Origin of the sequence: Aquiflexum sp. (genome assembly GCF_041749095.1) — a bacterium.
Taxonomy (GTDB): domain Bacteria; phylum Bacteroidota; class Bacteroidia; order Cytophagales; family Cyclobacteriaceae; genus Aquiflexum.
Genome location: NZ_JBGTCA010000036.1, coordinates 31,602 through 56,869, shown reverse-complemented (window position 1 = coordinate 56,869; position 25,268 = coordinate 31,602). Strand labels below are relative to the sequence as shown.

General features: G+C 38.2%; 22 protein-coding genes and 1 pseudogene. 9 read left to right on the top strand and 14 right to left on the bottom strand.

What is annotated here, in order from left to right:
* The 3 genes and pseudogenes from ACEW8O_RS02995 to ACEW8O_RS02985 form a co-directional block, all read right to left on the bottom strand.
* Window positions 1–861: pseudogene (locus ACEW8O_RS02995) on the bottom strand (hypothetical protein); the annotation flags it as partial.
* 168 nt (window positions 862–1,029) lie between these two features.
* Window positions 1,030–1,515 (bottom strand): hypothetical protein, encoded by a 486-nt coding sequence (locus tag ACEW8O_RS02990; protein ID WP_373493140.1) that lies wholly within the window; start codon window positions 1,513–1,515, stop codon window positions 1,030–1,032.
* Window positions 1,516–1,601: 86 nt separating this feature from the next.
* The gene (locus ACEW8O_RS02985) at window positions 1,602–2,051 is read right to left on the bottom strand and encodes a cold-shock protein (protein ID WP_373493139.1); all 450 of its coding nucleotides are present in this window, start codon (window positions 2,049–2,051) and stop codon (window positions 1,602–1,604) included.
* A gap of 267 nt (window positions 2,052–2,318) precedes the next feature.
* Here ACEW8O_RS02985 and ACEW8O_RS02980 point away from each other — a divergent pair, with 267 nt between their 5' ends.
* Window positions 2,319–3,449: an XdhC family protein gene (locus tag ACEW8O_RS02980; protein WP_373493138.1), complete on the top strand. Its 1,131-nt coding sequence runs from the start codon at window positions 2,319–2,321 to the stop codon at window positions 3,447–3,449.
* The gene (locus ACEW8O_RS02975) at window positions 3,424–4,032 is read left to right on the top strand and encodes an NTP transferase domain-containing protein (protein ID WP_373493137.1); all 609 of its coding nucleotides are present in this window, start codon (window positions 3,424–3,426) and stop codon (window positions 4,030–4,032) included. Before ACEW8O_RS02980 ends, ACEW8O_RS02975 begins: the two co-directional genes overlap by 26 nt.
* On the opposite strand, the gene ACEW8O_RS02970 is transcribed toward ACEW8O_RS02975, so the two are convergent.
* Window positions 4,029–5,174: a cysteine desulfurase family protein gene (locus ACEW8O_RS02970; RefSeq protein ID WP_373493136.1), complete on the bottom strand. Its 1,146-nt coding sequence runs from the start codon at window positions 5,172–5,174 to the stop codon at window positions 4,029–4,031. The two genes, ACEW8O_RS02975 and ACEW8O_RS02970, sit on opposite strands and share 4 nt — an antisense overlap.
* A 77-nt stretch (window positions 5,175–5,251) precedes the next feature.
* Here ACEW8O_RS02970 and ACEW8O_RS02965 point away from each other — a divergent pair, with 77 nt between their 5' ends.
* Both ACEW8O_RS02965 and ACEW8O_RS02960 read left to right on the top strand, forming a co-directional pair.
* Window positions 5,252–5,608, top strand: coding sequence for a hypothetical protein (locus ACEW8O_RS02965; protein WP_373493135.1), 357 nt, complete (start codon window positions 5,252–5,254; stop codon window positions 5,606–5,608).
* Between the two features lie 60 nt (window positions 5,609–5,668).
* Window positions 5,669–6,466 carry an alpha/beta fold hydrolase gene (locus ACEW8O_RS02960; RefSeq protein ID WP_373493134.1) on the top strand — a complete coding sequence of 266 codons (798 nt, stop codon included), beginning with the start codon at window positions 5,669–5,671 and terminating at the stop codon, window positions 6,464–6,466.
* Between the two features lie 492 nt (window positions 6,467–6,958).
* On the opposite strand, the gene ACEW8O_RS02955 is transcribed toward ACEW8O_RS02960, so the two are convergent.
* Both ACEW8O_RS02955 and ACEW8O_RS02950 read right to left on the bottom strand, forming a co-directional pair.
* Window positions 6,959–9,118 (bottom strand): molybdopterin cofactor-binding domain-containing protein, encoded by a 2,160-nt coding sequence (locus tag ACEW8O_RS02955; protein WP_373493133.1) that lies wholly within the window; start codon window positions 9,116–9,118, stop codon window positions 6,959–6,961.
* A 2-nt stretch (window positions 9,119–9,120) separates the two neighbouring features.
* Window positions 9,121–9,579, bottom strand: coding sequence for a (2Fe-2S)-binding protein (locus ACEW8O_RS02950; protein ID WP_373493132.1), 459 nt, complete (start codon window positions 9,577–9,579; stop codon window positions 9,121–9,123).
* 313 nt (window positions 9,580–9,892) lie between these two features.
* Between ACEW8O_RS02950 and ACEW8O_RS02945 the strand changes: the two genes are divergently transcribed.
* Genes ACEW8O_RS02945 through ACEW8O_RS02930 form a run of 4 tightly spaced genes read left to right on the top strand, consistent with a single transcriptional unit; the run spans window position 9,893 to window position 15,268 of the window.
* A complete protein-coding gene (locus tag ACEW8O_RS02945; protein ID WP_373493131.1) occupies window positions 9,893–10,729 on the top strand; it encodes a DUF5675 family protein in 837 nt (278 codons plus the stop codon).
* A complete protein-coding gene (locus ACEW8O_RS02940; protein ID WP_373493130.1) occupies window positions 10,726–12,489 on the top strand; it encodes an N-acetylmuramidase family protein in 1,764 nt (587 codons plus the stop codon). The genes ACEW8O_RS02945 and ACEW8O_RS02940 overlap by 4 nt, the downstream gene beginning before the upstream one ends.
* A complete protein-coding gene (locus ACEW8O_RS02935) occupies window positions 12,489–13,130 on the top strand; it encodes a DUF4230 domain-containing protein (protein ID WP_373493129.1) in 642 nt (213 codons plus the stop codon). The genes ACEW8O_RS02940 and ACEW8O_RS02935 overlap by 1 nt, the downstream gene beginning before the upstream one ends.
* The gene (locus ACEW8O_RS02930; RefSeq protein ID WP_373493128.1) at window positions 13,127–15,268 is read left to right on the top strand and encodes a DUF4230 domain-containing protein; all 2,142 of its coding nucleotides are present in this window, start codon (window positions 13,127–13,129) and stop codon (window positions 15,266–15,268) included. Before ACEW8O_RS02935 ends, ACEW8O_RS02930 begins: the two co-directional genes overlap by 4 nt.
* Here ACEW8O_RS02930 and ACEW8O_RS02925 read toward each other — a convergent pair whose 3' ends face one another.
* The 8 genes from ACEW8O_RS02925 to ACEW8O_RS02890 all read right to left on the bottom strand — a co-directional run bounded on the left by ACEW8O_RS02925 (window position 15,269) and on the right by ACEW8O_RS02890 (window position 24,198).
* Window positions 15,269–17,623 (bottom strand): GMC family oxidoreductase N-terminal domain-containing protein, encoded by a 2,355-nt coding sequence (locus tag ACEW8O_RS02925; protein WP_373493127.1) that lies wholly within the window; start codon window positions 17,621–17,623, stop codon window positions 15,269–15,271.
* Window positions 17,620–19,386, bottom strand: a complete 1,767-nt coding sequence (locus ACEW8O_RS02920; protein WP_373493126.1) for a metallophosphoesterase — start codon at window positions 19,384–19,386, stop codon at window positions 17,620–17,622. The genes ACEW8O_RS02925 and ACEW8O_RS02920 overlap by 4 nt, the downstream gene beginning before the upstream one ends.
* Window positions 19,376–20,803, bottom strand: a complete 1,428-nt coding sequence (locus tag ACEW8O_RS02915) for a patatin-like phospholipase family protein (protein ID WP_373493125.1) — start codon at window positions 20,801–20,803, stop codon at window positions 19,376–19,378. Before ACEW8O_RS02915 ends, ACEW8O_RS02920 begins: the two co-directional genes overlap by 11 nt.
* Window positions 20,800–21,210: a DUF4345 family protein gene (locus ACEW8O_RS02910; RefSeq protein WP_373493124.1), complete on the bottom strand. Its 411-nt coding sequence runs from the start codon at window positions 21,208–21,210 to the stop codon at window positions 20,800–20,802. Before ACEW8O_RS02910 ends, ACEW8O_RS02915 begins: the two co-directional genes overlap by 4 nt.
* Window positions 21,207–21,584 (bottom strand): patatin, encoded by a 378-nt coding sequence (locus ACEW8O_RS02905; RefSeq protein ID WP_373493123.1) that lies wholly within the window; start codon window positions 21,582–21,584, stop codon window positions 21,207–21,209. The genes ACEW8O_RS02910 and ACEW8O_RS02905 overlap by 4 nt, the downstream gene beginning before the upstream one ends.
* Before the next feature lie 172 nt (window positions 21,585–21,756).
* Window positions 21,757–22,251 carry a hypothetical protein gene (locus tag ACEW8O_RS02900; protein WP_373493122.1) on the bottom strand — a complete coding sequence of 165 codons (495 nt, stop codon included), beginning with the start codon at window positions 22,249–22,251 and terminating at the stop codon, window positions 21,757–21,759.
* 27 nt (window positions 22,252–22,278) lie between these two features.
* A complete protein-coding gene (locus ACEW8O_RS02895; RefSeq protein WP_373493121.1) occupies window positions 22,279–23,166 on the bottom strand; it encodes an acetoacetate decarboxylase family protein in 888 nt (295 codons plus the stop codon).
* A 12-nt stretch (window positions 23,167–23,178) separates the two neighbouring features.
* Window positions 23,179–24,198 (bottom strand): alpha/beta hydrolase, encoded by a 1,020-nt coding sequence (locus tag ACEW8O_RS02890; RefSeq protein WP_373493120.1) that lies wholly within the window; start codon window positions 24,196–24,198, stop codon window positions 23,179–23,181.
* Window positions 24,199–24,564: 366 nt separating this feature from the next.
* On the opposite strand from ACEW8O_RS02890, the gene ACEW8O_RS02885 reads away from it, so the two are divergent.
* The gene (locus ACEW8O_RS02885; protein ID WP_373493119.1) at window positions 24,565–25,068 is read left to right on the top strand and encodes a hypothetical protein; all 504 of its coding nucleotides are present in this window, start codon (window positions 24,565–24,567) and stop codon (window positions 25,066–25,068) included.
* Window positions 25,069–25,268: the final 200 nt, after the last annotated feature.

Sequence of the window (25,268 nt, the reverse complement as noted above, 5' to 3'; positions counted from 1 at the left end):
GGTATTGGCACGTGGTGCCCATACTGAAACTGTAAATTCTGTACTCTTGGAAAGGTCAATGTTTTCATCCATCATGATAAATGAACCTCCCCATGGCTGGCCGGCATTTTTTACCATCCTCGCCACTTTGGCACTTGTATTACCATTTGTATCCGGATTGTCAATTACGGTAAGTTCACCACCATCAAAATTGGTGATCGCTTCACTCCAAGCAATATCTTCTTCGAAAGTAATCGGGAAAATAATTACTGAAGTTCCACCATTTCCTCCATCATTTTCTGCAAGGAAGACCATATCATCAAAATAATAAGTCTTTTCTCCAGCCTGTGCACCTGTCACTCCAAAATTGAAGAAGATGGATGCTTTGTTAAAGTTATGGGAAAGGTTCAAAGCTTCAGTGCCAGGTGCCTGATTGGAAAAATCAAAGGAGAGTGTTTGCCACTCACCAGCTACTGTAGCTGTCGCTTCTGTTTCTACGGATTTGGTAGGGTCAAGATGGTCTTCGACTTTTAACCGAACTTTTATTCCTGTATCAGGTGACCATACTCTGACAGACATTTTGGTTTGTGAGGCAGTAAAAGGAATCTTGCTGGAAAAACCTATCTGCACGCCATTCGTCACTGCGGTTACAGTAGCACCGGCCCAGGTTTCTGCTGCTGCATTTTTGGTAACCCTGGCAACCTTGTTATTGGAATCAGTCGGGTCATCTACGATAGCTGAGTCATCGGCACCTCCAAAACCAACAATGCCATAATTGACATTGGGTTCATCAAAGGTAACGGGAAGGTTCATCTGTGACTGCGCTTTTAGATTAAAAACAGCCACCAGGATGAAAAAGAAAATGAATGTAAAATTTTTCATAGGCACTTAATGATTCTATTGGGAAATTGTTATAAAGTTGATTTGTAACTATTTGCGAACCACTAAAAGTAGCAGTTAGAAAAATGAATGGATATTTCACGCCTACATCATAATTACATCAAGGCTTTTTAAAAAATACATCTTAACTACATCAAGGCTTATTTTGATTTAATCCAAGGCGCTTTTCAACTCCTCAAGTTGATATTGGTAATCATATTGAAGGTCTTCATGCACTCCGGATATCATTCTTTCAATTTTTCTTATCTGCATTGCGTAGAGGTTTTCGATGACAGGATGGTGAAATGTCAAATAACCATAAAGTCTCAACTTCTCACAAAAAAATAAAATCAGTTCAATTTGTGCAGTTTTGTCTTTGGTAAGTTTGAGGAGTTTATTCAACTTCCTTCGAACAGCCTGTGCCGATTTTTTTGCGAAATGGTAATGTTTTGTATTTGCTTTTACAAACTCAAACTCTATTTCTTCCTTCACCATTTCAACATATAACCTGGGATTTTCCCTTTCAAACAATTTAAAAAATAAATAGGCTTTATTGTCTGTACTGAATTTGCTGAGGTCAAGAATCAGGTCTTTTAGCTCCTTCTCGTTGAGGTAAGACAGTTCTTTTTTGATTTCGGCAAGGCTTGCAATTTTCATAGTCTATTCAATAAAATTTTAGGAAAAGGTCAAACCTTTACCTAAAATCCTAAATAAAAATGGGTTTCTGATATGCTGACAAAGGGCTACTGCACCAATTTCACTTCAATAGCGCTTAAGCCTTTAGGTGTTTTTTCGGTTTCGTAAGTTACCTTGTCGTTTTCTTTAATGGGGTCAATACAGGCCTTGAAGTGAACAAATAGACTTTCCTGGGTTTGATCGTCCTTTATAAATCCATAACCTTTAGAGTCGTTAAAAAATGTCACTTTACCTGTTTTTGGAAGACCTTCATCTTCACCTTCCACTTGTTTTGAAGTACCGATCTGAATACTTTCAACGTCAATCTTTTTCTTTTTGGTAGGGTCAGGTGGGGTTGAAGTGATATTACCATCCTCATCAACATAGGCGATCATATCTTCATAGTCGGCAGTTTCATTGGATTTACGTGCCTCTTTCTTTTCTTCCTTTTCCTTTTTCTTTTTAAGCCTTAATTTTTCTTTTTCCTTTTTGTTGAAGGTTTCTCTTGATTTTGACATTCAGTAATTTATCTAATTAAACATTATTTTATCCAAAAAATCTATACTTCTAATCTCATACATTTTGGTTCAACTTCCAAAAATGTAATTGAAGAATTACAAAAATACCATGAATTTCTGTGCATTCCCTAATTTATGTTAAAAGTATTTGATTTATCCCGCAAAAGGGTATATCCATATAAAAACATAAGCCTGAAATGGATAATAGTTGTAAATTTTGATCAGATTTTTTTAGCTTAGTTCAAAAATCTGATTGTCATTATATCCATGAAGGAACTCCAACAAATCATCCAAGCATACGAAAAAAGTAAAACCGGAAATCAGAGTACAGCCTTGGCAACAGTGGTAAAAGTAGATGGTTCGGCTTATAGAAGACCGGGGGCCAGAATGTTGGTTACTGGAGACGGTGAACTTACAGGTGCCATTAGCGGAGGATGTCTGGAAGGAGATGCATTGAGAAAGGCACAAGCGGTTATTTTTCAGCAACAGTCCATGGTGGTCACCTACGACACTACCGATGAAGATGATCAGAAATTTGGTGTGGGTCTGGGCTGCAATGGTATCATTCAGGTTTTGATCGAACCCATAGACTTGGATGATATGGGTAATCCGGTCGAATTGTTAAAAACAGCTTTGATGGACAGACAATCGAGTACATTGGTCACTGTGTTTTCCTTGAAAAACTCCCGTTCCGAACAAGTTGGGACAAAAATCCTAAAGAAAGCAGAAACAATCCATGGTTCTCCGGAAAAGATAGATGAAAAATTATTAAATCAAATTCATGATGATATTAATTATTCAATTGATAAACAGCCAAATATAATTAAAAATTATCCTGAACATGATGATGTTTTTGTATTCTATGAAAGTATCAGACCACCTGTTCAACTTTTTCTTTTCGGAGCAGGAAATGATACGATTCCCTTGGCAAAAATGGCAGCTATCTTAGGTTGGCAGATTCAATTGATAGATGGAAGAAAGAACCATGCGACAAAAGAAAGATTTCCTGATGCTTCGACAATTATCACCGGAAATCCTTCTGAAGTGGTTCAGCATCTCCATCCTGATTCCAATTCGGTAGCTTTACTGATGACACATAACTTCGAATATGAACTGGAGGTATTACATCACCTGATTCCACTCAACTTACCTTATATAGGAATTTTGGGTCCAAAGAAAAAGACCGAAAAACTTGTTTCCAGATTAGCGGAGAAAGGTATAAAGATTTCTATGGATAACATATTTGCACCTACAGGGCTGAATCTTGGAGCAGAAGGATCTGAGGAAATTGCCTTATCTGTTCTTGCTGAAATCAAGGCAGTGTTGAATTTAAAGAAACCGATTTTCCTAAGAGACAAATCTGGACCTATACATGAAGAAGAGAATGAGTCCTTCTAAAACCGGAATCATCATATTAGCAGCAGGAAGCTCCTCCCGACTTGGTCAGCCAAAGCAATTATTAACCTATAAAGGAAAAACTTTGGTCAGAAGGGCTGTTGATATGGCATTAGAAAGTAATTCTTCTGCAAATGTTTTAGTCCTTGGTGCCAGTTTCGAATTGATCAGCAAAGAAGTTCAGCATACAAAAATTGATATGGTTATCAATCATGATTGGGAAAAAGGCATGGCATCCGGGATGAAAAAGGGATTGGAATATCTGGAAAAAAAACACAGTCCGGATCAGGTAATCTTAATGCTTTGTGATCAACCTTTTGTAGATTCTGGACTCCTAAACAATTTGATCAAAAAACAAGCTGAAACCGGAAAAGGTATAATTGCCTGTCACTACAATGATATTTTTGGTGTTCCTGCTCTTTTTTCAAAAAAATACTTTTCTGAATTATATTCCCTTAAAGGTGCCGAAGGTGCTAAAAAGGTAATTTATAATCATCAGGATGAAATGGACATAGTTGATTTTCCGGATGCAGCCATCGATATTGATACAGTAGAGGATTATGAGAGATTGATCAAAGGGAATTAATGGCCTTTCAGTTCTTTCACCACTTTTTCAACATAGTCTGTTGTAAACGCTATATCCGTTTCAGTGGTATCCTTTCCCAAGCTGAATCTGATTGAAGCCCTTCCCAAATCGGAATCAAGTCCCATAGCTGCCAAAACATGGGAAGGTTTAGGCAAAATACTGGTACATGCCGAACCCGAGCTTACTGCAATTTCTTTATTGACCCTTCTGAGCAGCTCCTCCCCCTCTACCCCTGAAAATGCAATATTGCTGACGTGTGAAAGTCTATTGGTTTGACTTCCGTTCAAAGCCGTGCCTTCTATTTTTAACAACCTCTTTTCCAGCGCATCTCTGAGGTACCCTAATCTTTCTGCATTCTCAATCAGCTCTTTGGACCTTAATTGTGCAGCCTTTCCAAATCCTACAATGCCAGGAACATTCAATGTCCCGCTTCTAAATCCCTTTTCATGCCCTCCCCCTTCGATCAATGCCAATGGTTTGGGTAAATGGTGATTATGACGGATATAAAGGGCGCCAACCCCCTTTGGGCCATACATTTTGTGGGCAGAAATTGCCATTAAATGTATCCCTTTTGTAGAAATCGGAATCTTTCCCACTGCTTGAACCGCATCGGTAAAAAGTATTAAGTCCTGCACTTCGGTTATTTGTATCAATTCTGCAATGGGATGAATTAGCCCCGTCTCATTATTGGCCCACATAAATGCCAACATTTTGGTATGGGGGCGGATTTCTGATTTTAACTCATCTAAATCAACTTCTCCAAATTGGTTGACAGGAAGATAAGTGACCTCTGCTCCTATAGATTCCAAATATTTGAAAGTATCCAAGACAGCTTTATGCTCTGTTTGGCAGGTGATGTAATGTTGTTTTTGTCCCTGATAAAATTCGAAAATACCTTTCAATGCCAGGTTAATGGATTCAGTGGCACCTGAAGTAAAAACAATTTCCTTTGTTTTGGCACCTATCAGGTTAGCAACATGCTCCCTGGCTGTCTCCACGGCATCTTCGGCGACCCAACCATAGGGATGACTTTTGCTTGCAGCATTGCCAAAATGATCTCCAAACCAGGGTATCATGGCTTCAATCACTTCCTTAGCACAGGGAGTCGTTGCATTGTAATCTAAGTATATGGGGTATTTCATGTAATTCCCAATGTAAAACCTTTGGCTTATTCAAGCAAGATGTTCGTGAATTACGGTTGAATTAAGTAATTTTGAATATGCAGGAAACTTGGAAATTCGATATTTCAACTTCACTTCAGGATAATAATCATGAACGCCTAATTCAGGAATTCCTTCTTGAAAACCAAAAGGAAATGGGAATTTTTCTTTCTTATTATTATAAAAAAGAAGGTGCATTAACAGAAAAGGTACAATTAAATGGTCCTATCAACTTTTTAGAGAATTATCGTGGTGATTTTATCGTGGATTTTGAATTGATCCATTTCAATGCATGCCTCAATATCAATGAGCAGAACAGAGAAAAGATGAAAATCCAATTTGAAATTGACCAAGATTCAAAGCAACTTGTTCTGACAGGCCCCTATTGGCCGGAAAGGGAGATGGATGAAATCTAGAAAATATATGAGTTATTTGGCGTTTAGACATCCAAAACCATAATAAAAAAACTACAAATCATGAAATGGTTTTTTATCCTAATAATATTAGCTATGACTATGAAAGCCTTTTCGCAAAACCCCAAGCGTTCCGTCACGGTAGAATTAAACGGTTTACAAACTTATTATGAAGTTTATGGCAATGGCAATAAACCGTTATTTCTTTTACATGGGTTCACTCAATCATCAAAATCATGGATTCCTTTTATTTCTGGTTATAGTAAGGAATTTGAAATTTTTCTGGTTGATTTAATGGGTCATGGTAAGTCAAGTCCTTTTACCGGAGCAGTTTCCATAAAGTCAGCGGCACAAAACCTAAAAGACCTGATAGAATATTTGGAACTTGATAACATAAATGCAATTGGTCATAGTTATGGTGGAGAAATCCTTTTTCAACTTGCATTGATAAAACCGGAAATTATTGGGTCAATGGTTATTAATGGTTCATGCGGAAGCTGGAATGCTCAGGATTTCCCGGAATTCATTGAATATCTATCATATGCAAATATTGACAATCTGACCTGGATGCGTGAACAGCAAGTAAATGAAGAGCGGATAAGAAATATTCTTGAACAGTTTCCAAACTACTCCATTGAGGTAAATGAATCAGAATTAAAAAGTATTAAAACCCGAACACTTATTGTGGTAGGCGACAATGATGATGCTACGCCACTGGAGTGTGTTGTAAAGGCAAAATCGAATATGCCAAACGCTTATTTGTGGATTGTGCCAAATACTGGGCATGGGTCCCATCAAGATAAAAATAAAGATTTGTTTATTAAGATCTCAACAGACTTCCTAATGGGTAATGATTGGTAAGCTTTGATTTGGAAATGCTGTCTTGATAATAAAATGAAAACGCTACATATTAGCATATATGTAACAATAGCGGGTAAAGTGGTAGTTCGAAAGTCTGTACACCTAAAAACTTTGTGCTAAACGGACAGGAAAGTGTTTTAATTCGCTACTGCAAATACACGCAACCCGATATGAGATATGAGACGAAAACAAACTTAAGCAAAACGGGTTGATTGTTTTTATATAGGAGAAATTGTAAATAGTTGAATTGATAAATATTTTGGAGCTAAAAGTTTTTTTAAAAATACATCTGGGCAACATAATATCTATAAACACCTTTAAGGTGCCACTTTAACTACCTCAGAAACATTAAGAAATCTATTATTTGAAAAAAAAACGATCCTATCAATACATCTTGGTTCTAATATTTCATCTCAAATCTCAGGTCTCACATCTCATATCAAAATAAAAAAAACCTTCCCAGCATCATAACCACCGGGAAGGCCTTAAAATCTAGGTTCTCTTGATCTGTAATTTGATGTCTGAGAACTCTTTTTGTTCTATAAACGGCTGCGTTCTGATCCTGCGGCCGGTGGCTGCAAATATAGCATTGGCAATAGCACCTCCTGTTGGTGGCAGTGCTGGTTCACCCAGTCCGGTAGGTGAAAAGCCACTGTCCACAAAATGAACATCCACTTCTGGTACCTCTTTCATTCTGATCAACCTGTAGGTATCGAAGTTCCTCTGCTTGGGCAGTCCATTTTCGAAAGTCATATTGGTGAACATGGCATGACCCATTCCATCTACTACACCTCCTCTTACTTGTTGGTTTGCACCCGTTGGATGAACCACGGTTCCACAATCAGTTACAGCAGTGATTTTTTTCAAAACCGGCTGACCATTTTCCATTTCTATATTTGCGACTTGGGCAACATAAGACCTATGTGAGAAATACACACTGAATCCCTGCATAACATCTTTATTTTTACCCCAATTTGATTTGTCTGCGGCAGTTTGGATAACCCCGCGCATTCTATCTATGTCATAATGGATTTCACCTACAGGGTCATTTTTAGCCCTATCCAAGAGATCCAACCTTAACTTGACAGGGTCTTTTTTGCCCGCCAAAGCCACTTCATCCAAAAATGATTGCTCAGCATAGGCCAGGAAATTGGTTATTGGCGCCCTCCAGGCATTAGTGGTAATGGTGGATTTATGTTCCACATTTTCTATCAGGAGATTTTCAACCGAACCTGAAGGGAAATTATTTTCCCTTGTAGAATTTCCAGCATTGATCCCGACACCTCTGAGTTTATACCCTATCATATTTCCCTGATCATCAAGGGCAGCCTGGAACCTGTATCTGACTGCCGGTCTATAGGCACCGCCTGTGATATCATCTTCTCTGCTCCAGGTTACTTTGACAGGTTTATCCAGTATTTTAGAGAGTTCAACTGCCTCAACCACAAAATCAGCCGCCAGTCTTCTACCAAATCCACCACCAAGTCTGGTCAGTTCCACTGTAATATTCTCAGTAGGAATGTCCAGCAATTTTGCGGTTTCCATTCTTGCCCTGTCAGGAGTTTGGGTAGGCCCAATCAATTCTGCTCTATCTCCTTTTACATGTGCAAAGAAATTCATCGGCTCCATGGGAGAATGTGACAAAAACGGGCATTGATACTCGCTTGTAATTACCTGGGCAGCATTTTTAAAGGCCGTTTCCACATCACCATCCTTGCGCATGACTTTTGCATCTTTACTGTCTAGCAGTTCTTTGAATATGCGATCATGATCGAAGCTGCTTTCTACAGTCCCATCAGGTTCATACTCAATTCTAAGTTTACTTTTAGCTTTCATCAATGGCCAAGTGGATTCACCAATCACAGCCACGTTATTTTTGAATACGATCACATCTGAAACGCCCGCAACTGCCAGTGCTGCCGAATCATCCACTGATTTGATTTTCATGCCAAAAGGAGGCCTGGATATCATGGCGTTGACCATACCCTCTCTGTAAACATCCAATCCAAATAGCGGTTGGCCTGTATAGATTTCTTTGCCTTTGACGTTTTTGACAGGAGTTCCTATAATTTTAAAATCCTTAGGATCTTTTAAAATCACTTCATCAGGAGCTGTTAGTTTTGATGCATCTTCAACCATTTCTCCATAAGAGAATTTTTTGGTCCCTTTGTGAAATATTTCTCCATTTTCAGTAGTCAACTCAGATGCCGGAACTTCAAGCTTTGCAGCTGCTGCAGCTACTAATAGATGCCTTGCTGTGGCACCGGCTTTTCTTAACCTTTCCCATGAGTGGGGCATGGCCCCTGATCCTCCTGTAACTTGTCTCTCATATTTATCATTATCCAATGCTGCTTGAAATACCCTCACTTTGCTCCAATCGGCGTCCAGTTCTTCTGCAACCACCATTGGGAATGAGGTGATGATATTTTGGCCCAATTCAGGATTGGGAGAATAAATCACAACATCTCCGGTCGGCGATATGGATAGGTAGGCATTGAAGTCATGAACCTGAGAAAGCACTTCCTCATCGGTAAGTACCTGAACTTTCGGGGAATCACAGCTTGCCCAATTGAAACCGATAAATAAACCTCCTGCTGTGGTTCCGGCTATTTTCAGAAAGTCTCTCCTATTTGTTTTTGTTAGATTTGCCATGATTATTTAAGTTTTGCTGCCGTTGCTACTGCTTCTCTTACTTTGTGGTAAGTACCACATCTGCATAGATTCCTGTTCATCACATTTTCTATTTCTTCCATAGAGGGACTTGGATTTTTTTTGAGGAAAGCTGCAGCGGTCATGATCTGACCTGGTTGACAAAAGCCACACTGTGCCACATCCACATCAGTCCATGCTTTTTGTACAGGGTGATCTCCATCTTTGGAAAGACCTTCGATTGTCGTTATTTTATCTGATCCAATACTGGATATTGGTAAGGTGCATGATGGAACAGCCTCATCATTGATATGGACCATACAGGCACCACATTGTGCGATCCCACAGGAATATTTAGTTCCCACAAGACCAAGATGATCCCTTAAAACCCAAAGTAAAGGGGTATCTTCTTCAACATCAACTTGATGTTCTTTGCCGTTAATCCGAAGTTTGAAATTTGCCATTTGTCTTTTTGTAATGGTGAATTCTTAAATTTAATGAATATGAACTTCCTTTCAAGTCAATTACAATACTATTTCCAAAGTAATTTGATAAACCACAAAATTGTTACCTTGAATGGGGAATAGGGATTTATTTATTCATTAGTGAAATTTAGAATAGTAACCAAGCTTTTACTATTTCGGTTTTAAAATTTCCTTAAAGTAAACTTCTCATTTATTTGATTATTAACCGGTTAATTTTTAAATTTTAGCTTTCATTAGTTTGTTTTTTGCCTCTTTCAATTAATACCTCGATTCTATCTTTGAAAAAAGCAACATGAAAAAATTTGCTGCGCTTTTAATTATTGCTCTGGTAGCCATCATTGTTTTGGTTTTGCTGACCAATCCTGATCTTTTTGGCAAAATTTGGTTGTATATAATAGGATTTATAGGATACATATTAGTATTGGTGGAAAATGGTTTCAAGAAAATTGCCGGTGCTTTTACGGGTTCAAAAGAATCAAATACTGATGTTTCTCCCCCACAACCTGTAGATAAAATCAATGAATCGGAAATCATAGCGCAAAAGACCACAGAAATTTCATCCTTACAACAGCAAATCAAGAACCTTGAAATAAAACTGAAAGAGTCAAAAACAGAAGAAGGCACCCAATTAGGTAAATGTACACTTACAGTTTTAAGGTATATTGATGACGGAGAAACGACATTGGGACTTATTTTTTTTAGAAACAAATTTTTTGCTTACACCCTTGAAGACACCCACCAAGATGAAAAAATAAGGGGGCAAACAAGAATACCCGCAGGCATATATTCCATTGGTTACAGTCCTGTTGATCCGGCACACTCAAGGATAACAAGAGACTATCTGGAAAAATACCGGCCCTGGTTTACCAGACACCTTCATCTTAAAAATGTCCCCGGATTTGAAGGTATCTATATCCACGTAGGAAATCACCATGAACATACGGATGGTTGCCTGTTAATTGCTGATGGAGTTACGGCCGGCCCAAGCCGCAAATCAATTAGGGATTCTATAGCAGCATATACTAGATTTTATAAAATTGTCACCGCCCTCCTCGATTCCAACGATGAGGTCAATATACAAATACTCAATGAAGACTGGTTTGATCGAAGTAAACTGACATCATTATGAAAGAATTGAACAACAACTTTTACCAAATGTTAATAAAAATCGCTGCAGCAGTGATTTTAGCCATTGTCCTAGGTTATTTTCTCATGCATTTTTTTATCGAAGATAAAAATGTGCTGGCATGGACAATCCCATCACTCATCGCCTTGGGGTTAATTTATTGGGTAGTAATCGGCTATTTCAAGGAAAAGGATGTCAAAAACTCCTACTATGTCAATAAATATCATGATATCTTTTTTAAAGGGACTATAATTTTTGCCATTTTATTGGTAACCGTATCAATCACATACAGTGTATTGATGTACTTTGAACAAAAGAATATTTTTGCTATTGTCGGCTTATTGATGTTGGTAACCTGGCTGGCTGTTTTTATGATTTATTTTGTTTGGTCAGTTTACCATTACAATATCAATTTCGGTATTACTGATGGGGAATGGGCAGAAATAGCAGAGGCCAAAAGACAGGGTCGCTATCTGGAACATGAAAATCCGGATTTACAGATCCGTGAACCCAAATACAATCCATATCGGAGTCAGACCTTTGGTCTTCCTCCCGGCACAGTACGGGGGATGATTGCCTTTACATTGCTTTTCGGGGGAATTTCACTTTTGGTGGCAAGTATGGGAACCGAAGAAATCAATCCTGAATTGATGCAATTACGAATCCAACAATTCGAATTTTTTGAGACAGCATTTTTAATGATGATTGCTTTCTATTTTGGAGACAGGTCGCTCAAGTATTTCAGAGAGAGGTGGAGAAACCCAAACCAACCGTTTAATAATCAAGACCCATCTATCAACAGGACTACTTCTACTACTACAAGCTCTGATGGTATTCCTCCTACTACATTCGGCTTCGATGATTCGGTAGATGAAGATGATAGGGCATTCTATGAAGAAGATAGAGCATTTGGCTTATCTAATCAGGAAGAAGATAAAGAATTTAGCCCATCGAAACAGAAAGAAGAACCTGGCCCATCCCCAATTACAGATCTTAAAAAAAGCCTGACCAAAACTGTTCCTGAACCGGATGAATCTATAAATACATTTGGATTTGTACAGATCAAGGACAATGTCAACGGTAAAATTATTAACGATGATCAGCTTATGGAATCGCTCGAAAATCTGGCTGAGAAAAAAGATCTGATACTTTCCCTACCGGTTATCAAGGCAGTAATTGAGGTTGAATCTTCCGGCCGGGGTCATCTCAAAAACGGTAATGCCAAAATACTTTTTGAAGGCCATCTGTTCTGGAGACTTCTGAAACATAAAGGCATGTCAGATGAAGAATTGGAAAATCTTCAAAAATCCAACAAGGATATACTCTATAAGTCATGGACCAGGGAATTCTACAAAGGCGGAACCGGAGAATATGACAGACTGGAAAGGGCTAAAAAAATTGATCCAAAATTGGCTGTCTATTCTGCCTCTTGGGGATTGTTCCAGATCCTGGGAGAAAACCTTGACCATAATATAAAATCCAGAATCGGTGAAGAAGAAGATCAATATAAATCATGGATTGATTTTGAAGCTAAGCAGCACGAACATGAAAAATACCACTTTCTTGATTTTATGGCATTTATAATGACCAAAAAATCGAAGGGTACGCCATTGATTGATTTTATTTCAGAAAATGAAAACAGCAATGGAAATTATAAATGGGCAAACTTTGCCCATAGCTATAATGGCAGTGGTTACAAAGCAAACAAGTATGACATAAGGTTGCAGGCAGCATACGAAAAATACAGAAAAATGCATCAATGATGAAGACCAAAAGCCCGTTTACATCTTTTCTGGTTTACCCTCTTTTACTGCTAACTGTAGCAGTTTTAGTTTCCTCCTGCAAAAAGAATGACAGGGCACTTGTCGTAGGCAAAATCCAAAACGCTTCTGATTTGGCCACGACCGAATTTGTGATTGACAAAATAGTTTTTGGCACAAAAACCAAAAAACTTGCCTTCTTTAAAATAAATGAAGCAAGCTTCATGGCTTATTCCCAAGCAAAAGTCAAAACGGGAATCGATCTAAGTAAAATCCGGGAAAGCGATATCAGGATTGATGGTGACAAAATCCACTTAAGGCTTCCTCCCATTGAAGTGATCAATTTTTCATATCCACCGGCCAGTTTTGTAGAGGACTCTTTGATTTCCAATCCCCGGATTTTTCTCAATAAAATAAATATCAGAGATCAGGAAGAATTTTTCCGACTTGCGGAACTTGATATTAGAGATAATCTCCAATACATGGGAATAGTCAAAACCACCCAAAACCATACCCGGCAGATGTTCAATGTGCTTTTGGGTTCATTGGGATATGAAGAAATCTACATCAACTTTGAAAATGACGACTTGGTCATTTCCAAGGTAAGATTATTGGCAAACCCTGAAAACCTGGTGGAACAATGATAGGATGGCTCCTAAGAAACGGGAAATTTTTACTGGATGTAGTCATTGTATTGGCTATAGTGGTACTTATTTTCCTGTGGAATCCGATGGGGATTTTTGGAGGGAAAGTTAAATTAAAGGATACTTCCAATATGGTGTCAGAAGTCAATCAGATCGGCCAATTGGTGACCGCTGAGTATTATGGGGAAGTCATTGCATCCATTGATGAGGCAAGATTAAATCTCATTGAAGATGAAAACATCGGTAACAATGCCATCATTTTATTCAAAGACATCAAATCCGCTTTAGGCAACTTGAAATCTTTCCAGGAATTACCCAACTCTGACAAAGATGAGGAATATAAAAAAATGACACCTGTCAGTAGGTGGAGGAGAATTATCCGATATGATGTCAATAGTAGGAATATCACCGACAAACTTAATTACCATGGTTTTATGGATGATATCGTAGCTGATCCCCTCTATGATGACATGCTGGAATACATCTATCGAATCAAAAGCCGGAAACCAAGAAATATCAGGTGGGAACCAAATCCCCGACATAGAGAGGAAGCCTTGTTTATGATTTATGATGAGCTGCCAAGTCCAAACGAAACCCTTGATGTGGAAGATTTCAAGCAGTTTTATTATCAAAACAAAACCGCTGAACTGAGTAGAAGTGAAACCCGGAAAAAATTGGCCATGGTGGGCCGGGGTTGGGTAAAAGCCGGTTTTGACTTTTCTGAACTAAAAGAATCTTCTCTCTTTATTCATGAAAACAGTGGAGAAATCCATATCATGGGACTCACCCCTCAAATCCTAAATGCAGATATCAATCCATGGTTTATTCCAGAAAAAGGCATTCCGGGATTTGAGATTTTGGATGATAATGGTAGGGTAGATTTCAAAGATGCCAAACTCGTCAAAGAATATTGTGTGGAAAAACTCCTCGCATTTGCCCATAGGGCTGATATTCTCCAAAAAGCAGAAGAACAGGCAGCTGAAACATTGAAAAGTCTGTTTACACTGATTACAGGAAAGGAAATAAAAAAAGTTGTTTTTCACAATGACCGGATCATCCAAATTGCCAACAGAATAGAAAAGGAACAGGCTGTAAGCCGGTTTGATGTTGTTCTCCTGGATTCATTGCTGCAGCAGGAATTTGATCTGATAAAATCATTGATGGATTCAGCTAAAGTTGATCCTAGGTTAAGGCAGTCTTTGTTTCTAAAGGAAAATAATATCGCTTTTGTCATCAAAAATCTAAGGAATATTTCCATGATGGGTATGGATCTGAATTATGGATATTTTTCAAAACAAATTTTGGCAATAGCCGCAGATGGCATTCTGGATGAAGATGAAATCGGACTTTTGGACTCACTTCGGCTTGATTGGGAACTTATGGATAGGATAGATTATTTCAACAAGCCTATCCCCTATCCGATATATTTCTGGTATGACAACCCCGGTGAATATATTTCTGATTTCAATGCTGCCATCTCTTTTTTGATGAGTAAGAATCTGGTAATTGGGGAATTGGAAAGTGTTACAAAAAATATCAGTGAGGTAGATTCTGCTTATTTGGCAACTCATAAAGTATTGAACAGTAAAAAGATCAATGAATTGGAATTGGTTTTGAACCAGGTTCAAAATCCAATAGATGCCAGAGAAACTTTATTCAGCCTTTTGTATCCATATCAATATAACAGTAAAATCATCATGAATTTTATCAATAACAAGGAAATTAGGGATGTAAAACTGAATGAGCCAAACCCATCAGATATTAAGTTTTGGCATCTTTACCAGGTTGATCAGGAACTTGTGATTCATTTAATTCCTGAAGAATTTAACGATTGGATAGAACCAAATATCAGAGCAAAGCTGAGGGAGAATGGAGCATTGAATTTTGGTAACAAATATATTTTGATAGCAGATTTAAGAAAATTCACAAATTTGATTCAAGATTCACCTACATTATCAAATCCGAGACAGGATCAGGAAATGGCTACTTTTATAGAACTTTTGATAAATTCAAGAACTGATTACCATGCTCAGGGAGCATTAAAACGGGCCAATAGTTGGGCCAAAAATAGGTTTGATCAAAGGAGGTCTGAACCTACATGGCAGACCTCCTTCCGTGAATCCGTCCGAAGACCTTAATTATTCTCTTTTTCCAAGCCTTCTAAAATAGGTTTCGAATACATTTCCTCCAAAGAATTTCCCAAAAGTCATGATAGCCTTTAGTGATTGAATTTTATTTGATGTATTCAATGCCTTCATGGTAGTCAGTTGTTTGGCAAAATCAGCAGGATGGATGATCAGTTTTCCTTTGCCTAAAACCTTTCCACTGTCAGATTCTCCTTCATAAACAGTAATGAACAAAGTGGTGGTATCTTTCCATACATCAAAACCTTTATTATTATAAACATCTTTGAATCCTCTGAAATAATACATTTTCCCCTCCTTGCTGAGCAAAATTGCGTTATACAGCATTTTTTTTCTTTCAGGATCCTGACTGTTCTCAATAAAAAGGTTGAAGGTGCCACGAATTGCTGCAAGTGGTTCCGATGAAAGTGCTGGAGCCAACATGGTACCGTACATTCCGGCTTCATGGGTTGAAACCCCTACAAATGTCTCGACATCTTCGGACCTAATGGTGAGGGTAAACTCAAAGGGTGAATTGGAATTTTTACCCATTTCAAATCCTTGGTGATAATCTTCGGTTTCCTCCTTTGAAAAAAAGCCTTTCATAGTTTCGGTGAACTGAATGCCGGGTTTAATATTGGGACTTGAATCTTTTTCCGGATTGATATTAAATCCATAATCCAAATCAATAGCCAATTCTTCTGCAATCACCTTGCAGCTTCTTTCGGCCAGCGCACTGATTGTTAATAAAGGATTGGTACCGACAGGTCTTGGGATTACGGCACCGTCCATTACATACAAACCGTCATGTAGAGCTGTGCCTGTTGAACCGGAAAAAACCTGACCTTTGTGATCAGTAACTCCAAGCCCGGCATGGTCAGCCATGCAACAGCCCCCAAGAGGGTGAACGGTTACCAAATCATAATCCATCCTTTTGTTCCAGGTTGGATTGGGCACTTTTGTTCCTCCCAAGGCCCTAGTGGCACTCAATAATTTATCTTCTACTTTCTTGAATATTTCCTGTTTGCCTACCCCTTCCCAGTTGACTTTAAGTTGGTCATTCTCAAAAACCATTTCCCCATTCCCATCATCATGTGTCATCACCAAATATATCTGAGTATGATGGATGGCACCATAAAAAGGGCCCCTGACCATACTGATAATTTCCCTCCATTTTCTTTTGAAAAAACTATCGGAAAAAATCCTGTCCCTGTTCAGACCGAACAATCTCGAAAATGTAAGTAAAGTACCGGGCATAATTCCCCTAATTGGTCCCGGAACTGTACCTTCTTCCAATGTCATTCCATTTTCAAGGACGGGTCCATTTCTCATGTCTATCACGGAAGTGATACAAGGCCCAACCTCCGAAATGTGGTTATTTCCCCGTTTTCCAAGCCCAATGCCATTGATCTGCACATCATTATTGTAGCCAAATCCCAAGGCATCTCCATTGCCAGTAAATCTTTTTCCCAACATTGGGGAGACTTTCAAGCCCTTCTGTGCCGAACGGAAAAGGATTTCTGTTGATCCCAAAGATCCGGCACTCAAAATCACGTTATCTGCATAAACAAACATTTCAGGTGCGTCAAAAACTTCCCTTCCGGTTTTCAATGGGCAGAAAAAGACTTTCCAAGTTCCATTGGTTTTCTCAACATGCCTGACATTGATCTCGGTAAAAATATCCGCTCCATGATTATAAGCATCAGGAAGGTAGTTCATGGCTGTCGTGTTTTTGGCACCTACATTACATCCTGTGACACAATCCCCGCAATTGGTACATTTGGGCTGATTGATTCCGACATGATTGTCTGCCCTGTTTTCAAAGGTCACATTGATATCAAGAAGTCTGAATTCTTCAGCCATCCGATTTGCCGAGATCCGCATGGCCTCGGTTTTTTTCAAAACAGGATACCCGTTCTCATTTTCGGGATAAGGATTGGGCTGCAGCATTTCCCATGCTCTTTGTAATCCTTCCTCGAACGATCCCAGATCTTCCTTAATAGCTGTTGGCCATTCTTTTTGTTCCATCACCCGAGGTTCAGGTTTGATGGAAACATTGGCATTTACGAGTGATGTTCCGCCAAGGCCACAACCTTTAAAAACATTGATTCCATTACCAAAATTGAATTCATACAAACCGTTTCTGGAATCAGAATTTCTACCCCTTTTCATATTCATTTCCAAAGCGGCTTCTTTCAGGGTTCTGGGAAATTGACCGGGTAAAAACTCTTTTCCTTTTTCAAAAAGACAAACAGATTTGCCAAGACGTGACATTCTCGAGGCGGCTATGCTACCACCATATCCTGAGCCAATGACAATAAAATCATAATGGCCTTTAAGTTCTGCTAAAGATTTGGATAGTTTTTTCATGGTCTATTCTTGTGAGATATGGTGATAGGATTTTCTTCAATAAGGTCATATTTAATTTCATCTCCTTTATATTGAGGGTCTTTGTCAGTTCCTTTGTTAACATCCTTCCAATTTTTAACCACTTTTTTAACCCCAATTGGATAAATTGTCAAGGCTTTGTCATCAAGATGCAGCCTGATGAAATTTTTGTAATCCTCTCCCAAGAATGAGGAAGAAGCTTCTGTGATGTGGTTGTTCAGAAAATTGCCGCTGATAAGAAGATAAAGTCCAAAAAGAACACCGCTCAAAATTCCACCTACTATAATCATCTCACCTGAAAACCATAAGATTTGTTGTAAGCTGTCTATCTCCATCCCTCTGATAAATAAGTTATACCTCGAAAAAAACCAAATAAGAAGATACAAGTTAGCCACATGGAAAAGCCCGTGTAAAGCACCTGCGATGTAATTCCAATTGCCTTTACCTGATTTGGTATCTGTAAATATCAATAGACCACCGAACAATAAAAGATTCAAGGCCAATACTGAAGGTAAATGGCTTAAAGTACTTCCGATCAGGGCAATATACTCACCAAATCCACCATCAAATAATGAGATGGCACTTGCCCTTTCCATAAATGTCGCATTGTCGAATTTGGTACCCACCTGAAGTAGCCAAGCAGTGAAAAGATGGAAAATCCCAAAAAATAACAGCATGCTGACATTATAAAAAGGGAAAAGTAAATTCTTATAACCTAACATGATTGATTCACTTTTGGAAGGAAAAGTAGGTTCCATCAAAGTCGCATTATATCCTTCCGAAGCATTGATTTGCTTTTTGAGGGTATGCGTGGTATGCATAAACGCCCCACCCCCACCGGCAGTTATCAGATGGCATTTTTTGTTGAGGACTCCTTCTTCCACATAATGCGAGTAATGGTGTAAATCCCCTGTCAGAATGGTGGTTACCTGAATGCTTTCATTTTTTCCGCGATAAAAGCATTCCGGATCTTCGGGATGGGTTTTACCGAAAATGATCTTGTCAATAAAAAACTTGAAACGGTCATGCGCAGAACTTTTTTGACTGAAAGATTTGTAGACCCAGGATGGTTCAGCAGTTGCCAAAATGATTTTGTCATTTGATTTTATATCATTCCTTGCAATCTCCCTAAAATAATTGATCTGGGGAATATCAATATCCGAATTTAATTGAATGTCAATCCCCAATAACCAGTAGTTATGAGGCAACTTCAATGCAAAGTAACTTCTCGATTGTTGCGTTCTCCAATTACCCAACGATCTTTTTTGAAGAAAAACTTTGATAAAATTCGTCAATCCATCGTACCAATCATGGTTACCGGGTATGGCAAATAAATGAGGTGGATCAGGGTCATTTTTGTTTACAGGAAATGCTGCATGATATGGCCCCTGCAATCTGTTTCTATATTCATGCATTTCGGGAGTAGGATAGATTTCATCACCGCCCATAACCAATATTTTTCCTCTTTTGATTTCTTTCCCCTTTACCTCAAGTTTATCCTTGGCAAGTAGATGAGCCATCGTGTAGGTAGGATTAAAACCATCTCCCAAGTCCGACATAAAATCAATCCAAATATCCTCTCTTTCAGAATAATCAAAATAGCCCATATCAGGGTCAAGGGCAGCCTGCATTTCCCGTCTATCCGCAAAGTTTCCAAAAACAGAAGATACCACGGTTTTCATTCCGGTAGAAGCCAATTGCTTTGGATCATACCAGTTTACCATCGGTTTTTTCTCAAATTTCATAAGCTATAAAGTTTTTAATGATTGAAAGATACTTCTTGATACCGCCCTTTTTTGACAGCACTGTGGTGAACGTACTGTAATAAATAGATTTAAATCGGTCAATAATGGATTGATGAAGAGGGACATCGACCTTTAAGTTATCATTTTCATCGTACAATCGGAAGGATATCCGCTTAAAACTTAAACCTAAGAGTATTTCCCATGGATTGGTAAGGAGGGTTGAGAATTCAATTTTATGAAGTTTGGAACCGATCAAAATCTGTGATTCTACCTTCATTAAATTCCCTTCTTCCGACTTTGAATTGGAAATCTGACTATTGAAGGTGGGGATATCTTCAGTTTCATTATTGAATATGAGACTTGAATAGGATTCAATACTTCTATTATCCTGAAAATCAGCATACCTGAAAAACACAGCAAATTTGATAGGCTGTTTTTTTGAATTCCATTCAACGACCCCTTCAAAGACTGCCCTGAAACTATAGATGTATTTAGGTTCTAAATTTGCGGTCGCTTTAGCATCCATCGTTTCCCCTTCCAAAGGCATATTTGAAAGATATTCCTTTGCCTGGGCGTAACCCATATTGATCAATTCCCTGGCATTGATTTTATTCAGAAAAAAATCCGGATCCAAGGGTAATGCAATTTGGGATTTGAAAACAAATAGCTTAGGGGAAATAGGTATATCATTCGCATGTTCGAGGGTAGCATTTCTATGGATCAGTTCAATTTGTTTGTACTCCTCCAAAAGTCCCCCACTGGCACTTATCTCGATCATGTGAACGTATTGATGAAATGCACCTTGAAGATAGCTTGGACTGTTGCCTATTGCCCAAACCAACCAAAACTCATCTGCACCCTGTTGAACCCCCTCCATCAGGTTGGCATCTTTGATCCAAACTGCATCTGTATACCATGATCCATCTATTTGGATAGCAGGCATAAAAATGGGAAGAGAAACCCCTGCTATTAAATGGTCTTCTTTCACGGATTCATTGGGAATGGCTTCTATTGATTTGGTGGAAAAATTACAGACATTGAATGTTGCTTTGAAAGTTTTATTTTGATTGATCTTATCTAGGTTAATTCCCAGATGGGGAAAAACCTTTTTCCTGATATTATCCGCATCTGAAAATCCCTTCATTCTAAAAGGTCTGAGGTAACTCTTTGCTTTTTTACCAGAAATGAAGTCGGTCAATTTCAGTGATCTCCATCTTTTGGCAATTTCCTTTGGCTCCAAACCACTTGCCAGCATGGCGGCATTAAATATTCCTCCCGAAGTCCCGTCAATATGCTTAAATTCTATCCCCTCTTCTTCCAAAGCCAACAATACACCTGCCTGATAGGCAACCCTTAGCCCCCCTCCTGCCAAAATTAATGACCTGTTTTTCTGCGATTTGGGCTCGTTGATTTTCATTGCCTTTTAATTTTAGCAATGGAAAATGTGAAAATGACAATCCAGCCAATCAACTCATAAAACATAAAAAACATGGTCAGGTAACTTGGTTTGCCATCAAAAATCCAAGAAAACATTCTTGCCAGAATGCCAAGCCCCATTATGGTCAGGAAAAGCCTGTTGAATTTGAAATCAGAAAAAACTTCTCTCACGAATATCAGGGCAAAAAGTCCAAATCCCAATTCCAAAGCCCTTAAAAATCTATACTGTGAAAGTAGATTGATCCTTTCAAAATCTTGGAGTTGACTTAAATTCAAGCCAAACATTAATTCAAAATCCAAAGAGGGATAGATAAATGCTCCCCAAAACCCTGCAAGGACTACGAGTCCGATATAGGTATAAAAGAAAAAATAACTGGATATTTTCATTTTGGGTTAAGTGTTTTGATATAATAGAGAAATAACAAGCCTGAGAAAAGATCAAAAATTGCCACACCTGAAGCTATCCATGAAAACAAACCGCTAAGAACACCAATACCTACAGCCACAAATGCTCCCAGTTTCTGCATGGCACACCAGAAAACAGCAACAGTACTCGTATGCACGCTGTAAACAGTATGCAACATCAAACTGCCAAACAATGCCATAAACATCCCCACTATGCCAAATAAATGGCCGGAAATCGGCGAAACTTCTGCACCGATCAGCTTGAGTACCATACTTGGCATAAATACCTGTGATAGCCCTGAAATGATCGTAATGACAGATATGGCTATAACGATGAGTGTTAGATTCTTTTTCATAGGACTGTTTTTAGGGCCAAAAAGGTCGAGTATTTAAATACAAACAGGTTCTTAAAATCAACCTCATTTCTATTTGTGTTTACTATTCAAATACCCATTCACTTTTCAGATAATTTCAATAAATATCTATTAAGTTTGAGAATTGTTCTTTAGCCAAATATCGTCAACTGATCTAATTTGGTATTCTGTTTTTTTTCGCCTTTGCTATAAAAAAATACATGGTTATTCCCCACATGATGGTCAGGATGATCCACCTCAGATCATTGAGATACATCCATTCATTCAGTAATTCCTGAAGTGTGGCTTCGTCGCTAACGCCATCAATAAAATGGTTGTTTATTCTTTCAATATAAGCCTGTTGAATGATAACCGGTGCCAATAATCCGGGAATCCAGGCAATTGGGACCCACATGAGGGAGGTTTTCCATTCACTGATCAACATAATGACCAGACAAACTGCCATGATTGGAATGGTGATAAAGAAGAATTTGGTGGCCAGTGTTGTTTGTGGAATGATCGCATCATAGTAATTATCCAGGTTTAGCGTAGAAGGATAATTAGGAAACCAGAAAAAATGCAGCGACCAAAACATCCCAAGATAGATGGATGCACAGAAGAAAATATAGGCATTACTAAGATCTACAATTGTTTGTTTTAGAGGATTCATAGAGGAGGTGGGTTTAAGATGTAGGGTTTATCTGATTTTGTATTTTTCGTAATCAGTTATGGAGGGGTTGGGTAGCCATTCTTCTCCATGCCCAAGGTCTATGATACTTTCCAGACCTTCAGGCATTTCCTTTGGAGGTTCATCATAGGTCATAAACCAACTTTCAAAATGGTCATCCAGGATTCCCATTGTTTTGGGCATAAATACTGTGAAAAATGGATCTGGATTGATTTCAATTTCTCTTAGGAAAGAAACATTGGGATGATCACCTATATAAAGGTTAGCTTTTGCCTTGCCGAATAGATTTATGCCTGCTTTGGTGTCAAAATAGATATAAGAAGCCATCAGCATGTTTCTGAACCTGCAATAATTGGTTGCACCGACCTTCAATCTGATGGAAGGACTTTTTGGTCTGTCAATTTCAATTCTAAAAACAAACCGGCCATCTTTTTCATATTGGCTGCTAACAGAATTATCAGTAATCTTGAAATCCAGGTTTGCGATATGCTTGGGCATACCCCAAATCCCTTTGCCCCCTTTTACCGATACTTCCGAGCTTACGGGCAAGTCAAGTATATATTGTCCTGTGCCATACTTTTTGAGCATCATGGAGTTGAGGATACGAGGAGCTGGTTTTGGGCCTTTTGTACAACCTATAGCAATACTGTATTCTATGTATTTACCGATACTTGTATCTACATAGTCGATTACTGTAATCAATAGGGCCGCTTTTCCATTTGGCAACTTCATGGCATGGATTTCATTTCCTGGCAACAAAGCGTTGGCTTTTTCCCAGTTACAGGTGAAGCCGGCCATTATCGCAGGGGAATTACGGGCACTCACAGGCATTTGGTAGGGTATCCCATCTACAAGGGCATATCTTCCCTCGTATTGTTTGATCCTTTTAGGAGGCATAATTTGTTCATCTTAGGGCTTGTTTAATTCATCAACCATTAGGGGAAATACATCTATATGGGAATTTTTGCCAAAAAACACATCCAAATGGCTATACTCTTCCAATAGATACAACCGGTGGACGCCAGGGTCCAGCCTCTCTAGGTACTCGAAAGTATTTTTTTGACTATCCGGTAGAAAACATAGGTTTTTTACCCCACTGAACAGTACAATTCTTGCATTGGGTTTAAAATCATCAGGAGCATATGATTGGCCATTGCTACTATTTTTTGGAACCAAGACACCTTTACTGATACAGGTCCTAATATGTCTGAAAAAGGATAAAGGAACATCTGCAAATTCATGTTGGATCCACTCCATGGTTTCCTTATTAAGGTTTTTGAGCAGCCAAAGGGCAGGAAATCCTGAACCATAGGTAAAACTCACAAACTTACCTACCATAGTATCTTTTTCAGGATGGGTAACCTTAACCAGTTTTCTGAGCATTTTGGTTTTGAAATTGGGCGCTTCCAAACCCCATTGAGGATTGAGGTAGTCAAACATTGCATTGACAATGGGAACCAAAAACTTTAACTTAAAAATCGAAAACTTTGGAACAACCGGATGAAAAGAAACAGCATTGCTGATAATGGTCTTTACTTCAGGAACCAATCCCAATTGAACAGAAATCATAAAACTGGTACTGCCCTGACAATGGATGATGGCTTTGAATTCATTATATCCGGTCACTTCTACGATCTTTTGAACTGCAGCAGGATGGTCATTTCTGGCAACAATATCCAAGTCCCATTCATTGGGTTCCAGATCAATGCTGGCTCTCCAGTTTTCCAGCCAGACATCATAACCATCTTCTGCCAGGACTTGGATAATATTTTTCTCTGTGGGTGCATTAAAAATATTAGCCCGAACCCCGGCACCATGTACCAATAATACAGGTCCTTTGGTAGGAGGTGTTTCGGGTTTGTAATGCCAAAGATTTAGAGGAAACCCATCCTTCGCTTTAAAATCTATAATTTCAAATTTATCGATCATATAATTTCAGAAATCAGCTATAATTTAATATAAAAAATTGTTAATACATTAAATGCAGTTATTTTTTATATGATGAACTGACTGATTACCCGTAGTCTTGCGAAATTGTATATTATATAATGGAAGAAATGTATTATCAAATATTATATATTACCTAAATGTTATAGTCATATATTCATTGATATCCACCTAAGGACATTATTAGAAATGAATTTTGCAGGCAGTAAAAAATGTTTCATACATTATATTTTGTAGTATAAGTTTTTTTTTATAAAAAATTTTGAATTAATATTATTTATGCCTTATTTTCAATCAGTTATTCACCCAAATACATTGAATTTAGTCACCCCTAAGATCAATAAAAGCATGAAAAATTTAATCAAAAGGATATTCGCTTTAGCATTAGTTGTATTTGTACTATTTCAGATTCAAAATTTAACTGCCCAAACATTGGCCCCATTTCCAGCCAAATATTCATTCGTTAATGGATCCGAAATAGGAGTTTTTAAGAAAAGGAATGCCAGTGTTAACGAGGTAATTATACCCTCAGAAAAAAATGAATATGCCTTAGCGCATTTCCTTCCGATTCCTTTTGATGGTATATCCAGTTCATTACAAACTATTGGACTTGGCAAAAATCACATTTTGATGATCTGCATCTGTCTTTCTGCTTTTTTTCTTGTACTTTCTCACAAGACACAGTTTGAAACTGACATCTATGAATTCTATCACAGAACTCCAACCGGAGAAGTATTATTTGAAAGCGAAAAAATTGCCAAAACACATGAGCTCAAGAGCTATATGGCTGTAAGTTTAAAAATTTTAGGTGTGTTTTCCGGTTTAATCGCTTTTTTAATCCTAGTATTTTAAGATAGTTTAAATAATATATTTTAAGACTTTAATGAGTCTTTAAAGAAACCAATTTTTTAATCATAATTGGTGGAAGGGCCTACTGTAGCAATACAGTGGCCTTTTTTCTTTTTATTAGTTACAATAGTCGTTTTTGATTGTGGTATTTTTTATATTCCGAATCTTGCAATTATATTTAATCAACATTTCAATCCAAAAAA

Coding starts and splice junctions, on each gene's coding strand:
- ACEW8O_RS02965 (WP_373493135.1), top strand. CDS start 5,252: ATGCAGGAAACTTGGAAATTCGATATTTCAACTTCACTTCAGGATAAT.
- ACEW8O_RS02905 (WP_373493123.1), bottom strand. CDS start 21,584: ATGAAAAAGAATCTAACACTCATCGTTATAGCCATATCTGTCATTACG.
- ACEW8O_RS02960 (WP_373493134.1), top strand. CDS start 5,669: ATGAAATGGTTTTTTATCCTAATAATATTAGCTATGACTATGAAAGCC.
- ACEW8O_RS02885 (WP_373493119.1), top strand. CDS start 24,565: ATGAAAAATTTAATCAAAAGGATATTCGCTTTAGCATTAGTTGTATTT.
- ACEW8O_RS02945 (WP_373493131.1), top strand. CDS start 9,893: ATGAAAAAATTTGCTGCGCTTTTAATTATTGCTCTGGTAGCCATCATT.
- ACEW8O_RS02935 (WP_373493129.1), top strand. CDS start 12,489: ATGAAGACCAAAAGCCCGTTTACATCTTTTCTGGTTTACCCTCTTTTA.
- ACEW8O_RS02975 (WP_373493137.1), top strand. CDS start 3,424: ATGAAGAAGAGAATGAGTCCTTCTAAAACCGGAATCATCATATTAGCA.
- ACEW8O_RS02910 (WP_373493124.1), bottom strand. CDS start 21,210: ATGAAAATATCCAGTTATTTTTTCTTTTATACCTATATCGGACTCGTA.
- ACEW8O_RS02970 (WP_373493136.1), bottom strand. CDS start 5,174: ATGAAATACCCCATATACTTAGATTACAATGCAACGACTCCCTGTGCT.
- ACEW8O_RS02950 (WP_373493132.1), bottom strand. CDS start 9,579: ATGGCAAATTTCAAACTTCGGATTAACGGCAAAGAACATCAAGTTGAT.
- ACEW8O_RS02955 (WP_373493133.1), bottom strand. CDS start 9,118: ATGGCAAATCTAACAAAAACAAATAGGAGAGACTTTCTGAAAATAGCC.
- ACEW8O_RS02915 (WP_373493125.1), bottom strand. CDS start 20,803: ATGAAAATCAACGAGCCCAAATCGCAGAAAAACAGGTCATTAATTTTG.
- ACEW8O_RS02985 (WP_373493139.1), bottom strand. CDS start 2,051: ATGTCAAAATCAAGAGAAACCTTCAACAAAAAGGAAAAAGAAAAATTA.
- ACEW8O_RS02980 (WP_373493138.1), top strand. CDS start 2,319: ATGAAGGAACTCCAACAAATCATCCAAGCATACGAAAAAAGTAAAACC.
- ACEW8O_RS02920 (WP_373493126.1), bottom strand. CDS start 19,386: ATGAAATTTGAGAAAAAACCGATGGTAAACTGGTATGATCCAAAGCAA.
- ACEW8O_RS02900 (WP_373493122.1), bottom strand. CDS start 22,251: ATGAATCCTCTAAAACAAACAATTGTAGATCTTAGTAATGCCTATATT.
- ACEW8O_RS02940 (WP_373493130.1), top strand. CDS start 10,726: ATGAAAGAATTGAACAACAACTTTTACCAAATGTTAATAAAAATCGCT.
- ACEW8O_RS02890 (WP_373493120.1), bottom strand. CDS start 24,198: ATGATCGATAAATTTGAAATTATAGATTTTAAAGCGAAGGATGGGTTT.
- ACEW8O_RS02895 (WP_373493121.1), bottom strand. CDS start 23,166: ATGCCTCCTAAAAGGATCAAACAATACGAGGGAAGATATGCCCTTGTA.
- ACEW8O_RS02925 (WP_373493127.1), bottom strand. CDS start 17,623: ATGAAAAAACTATCCAAATCTTTAGCAGAACTTAAAGGCCATTATGAT.
- ACEW8O_RS02930 (WP_373493128.1), top strand. CDS start 13,127: ATGATAGGATGGCTCCTAAGAAACGGGAAATTTTTACTGGATGTAGTC.
- ACEW8O_RS02990 (WP_373493140.1), bottom strand. CDS start 1,515: ATGAAAATTGCAAGCCTTGCCGAAATCAAAAAAGAACTGTCTTACCTC.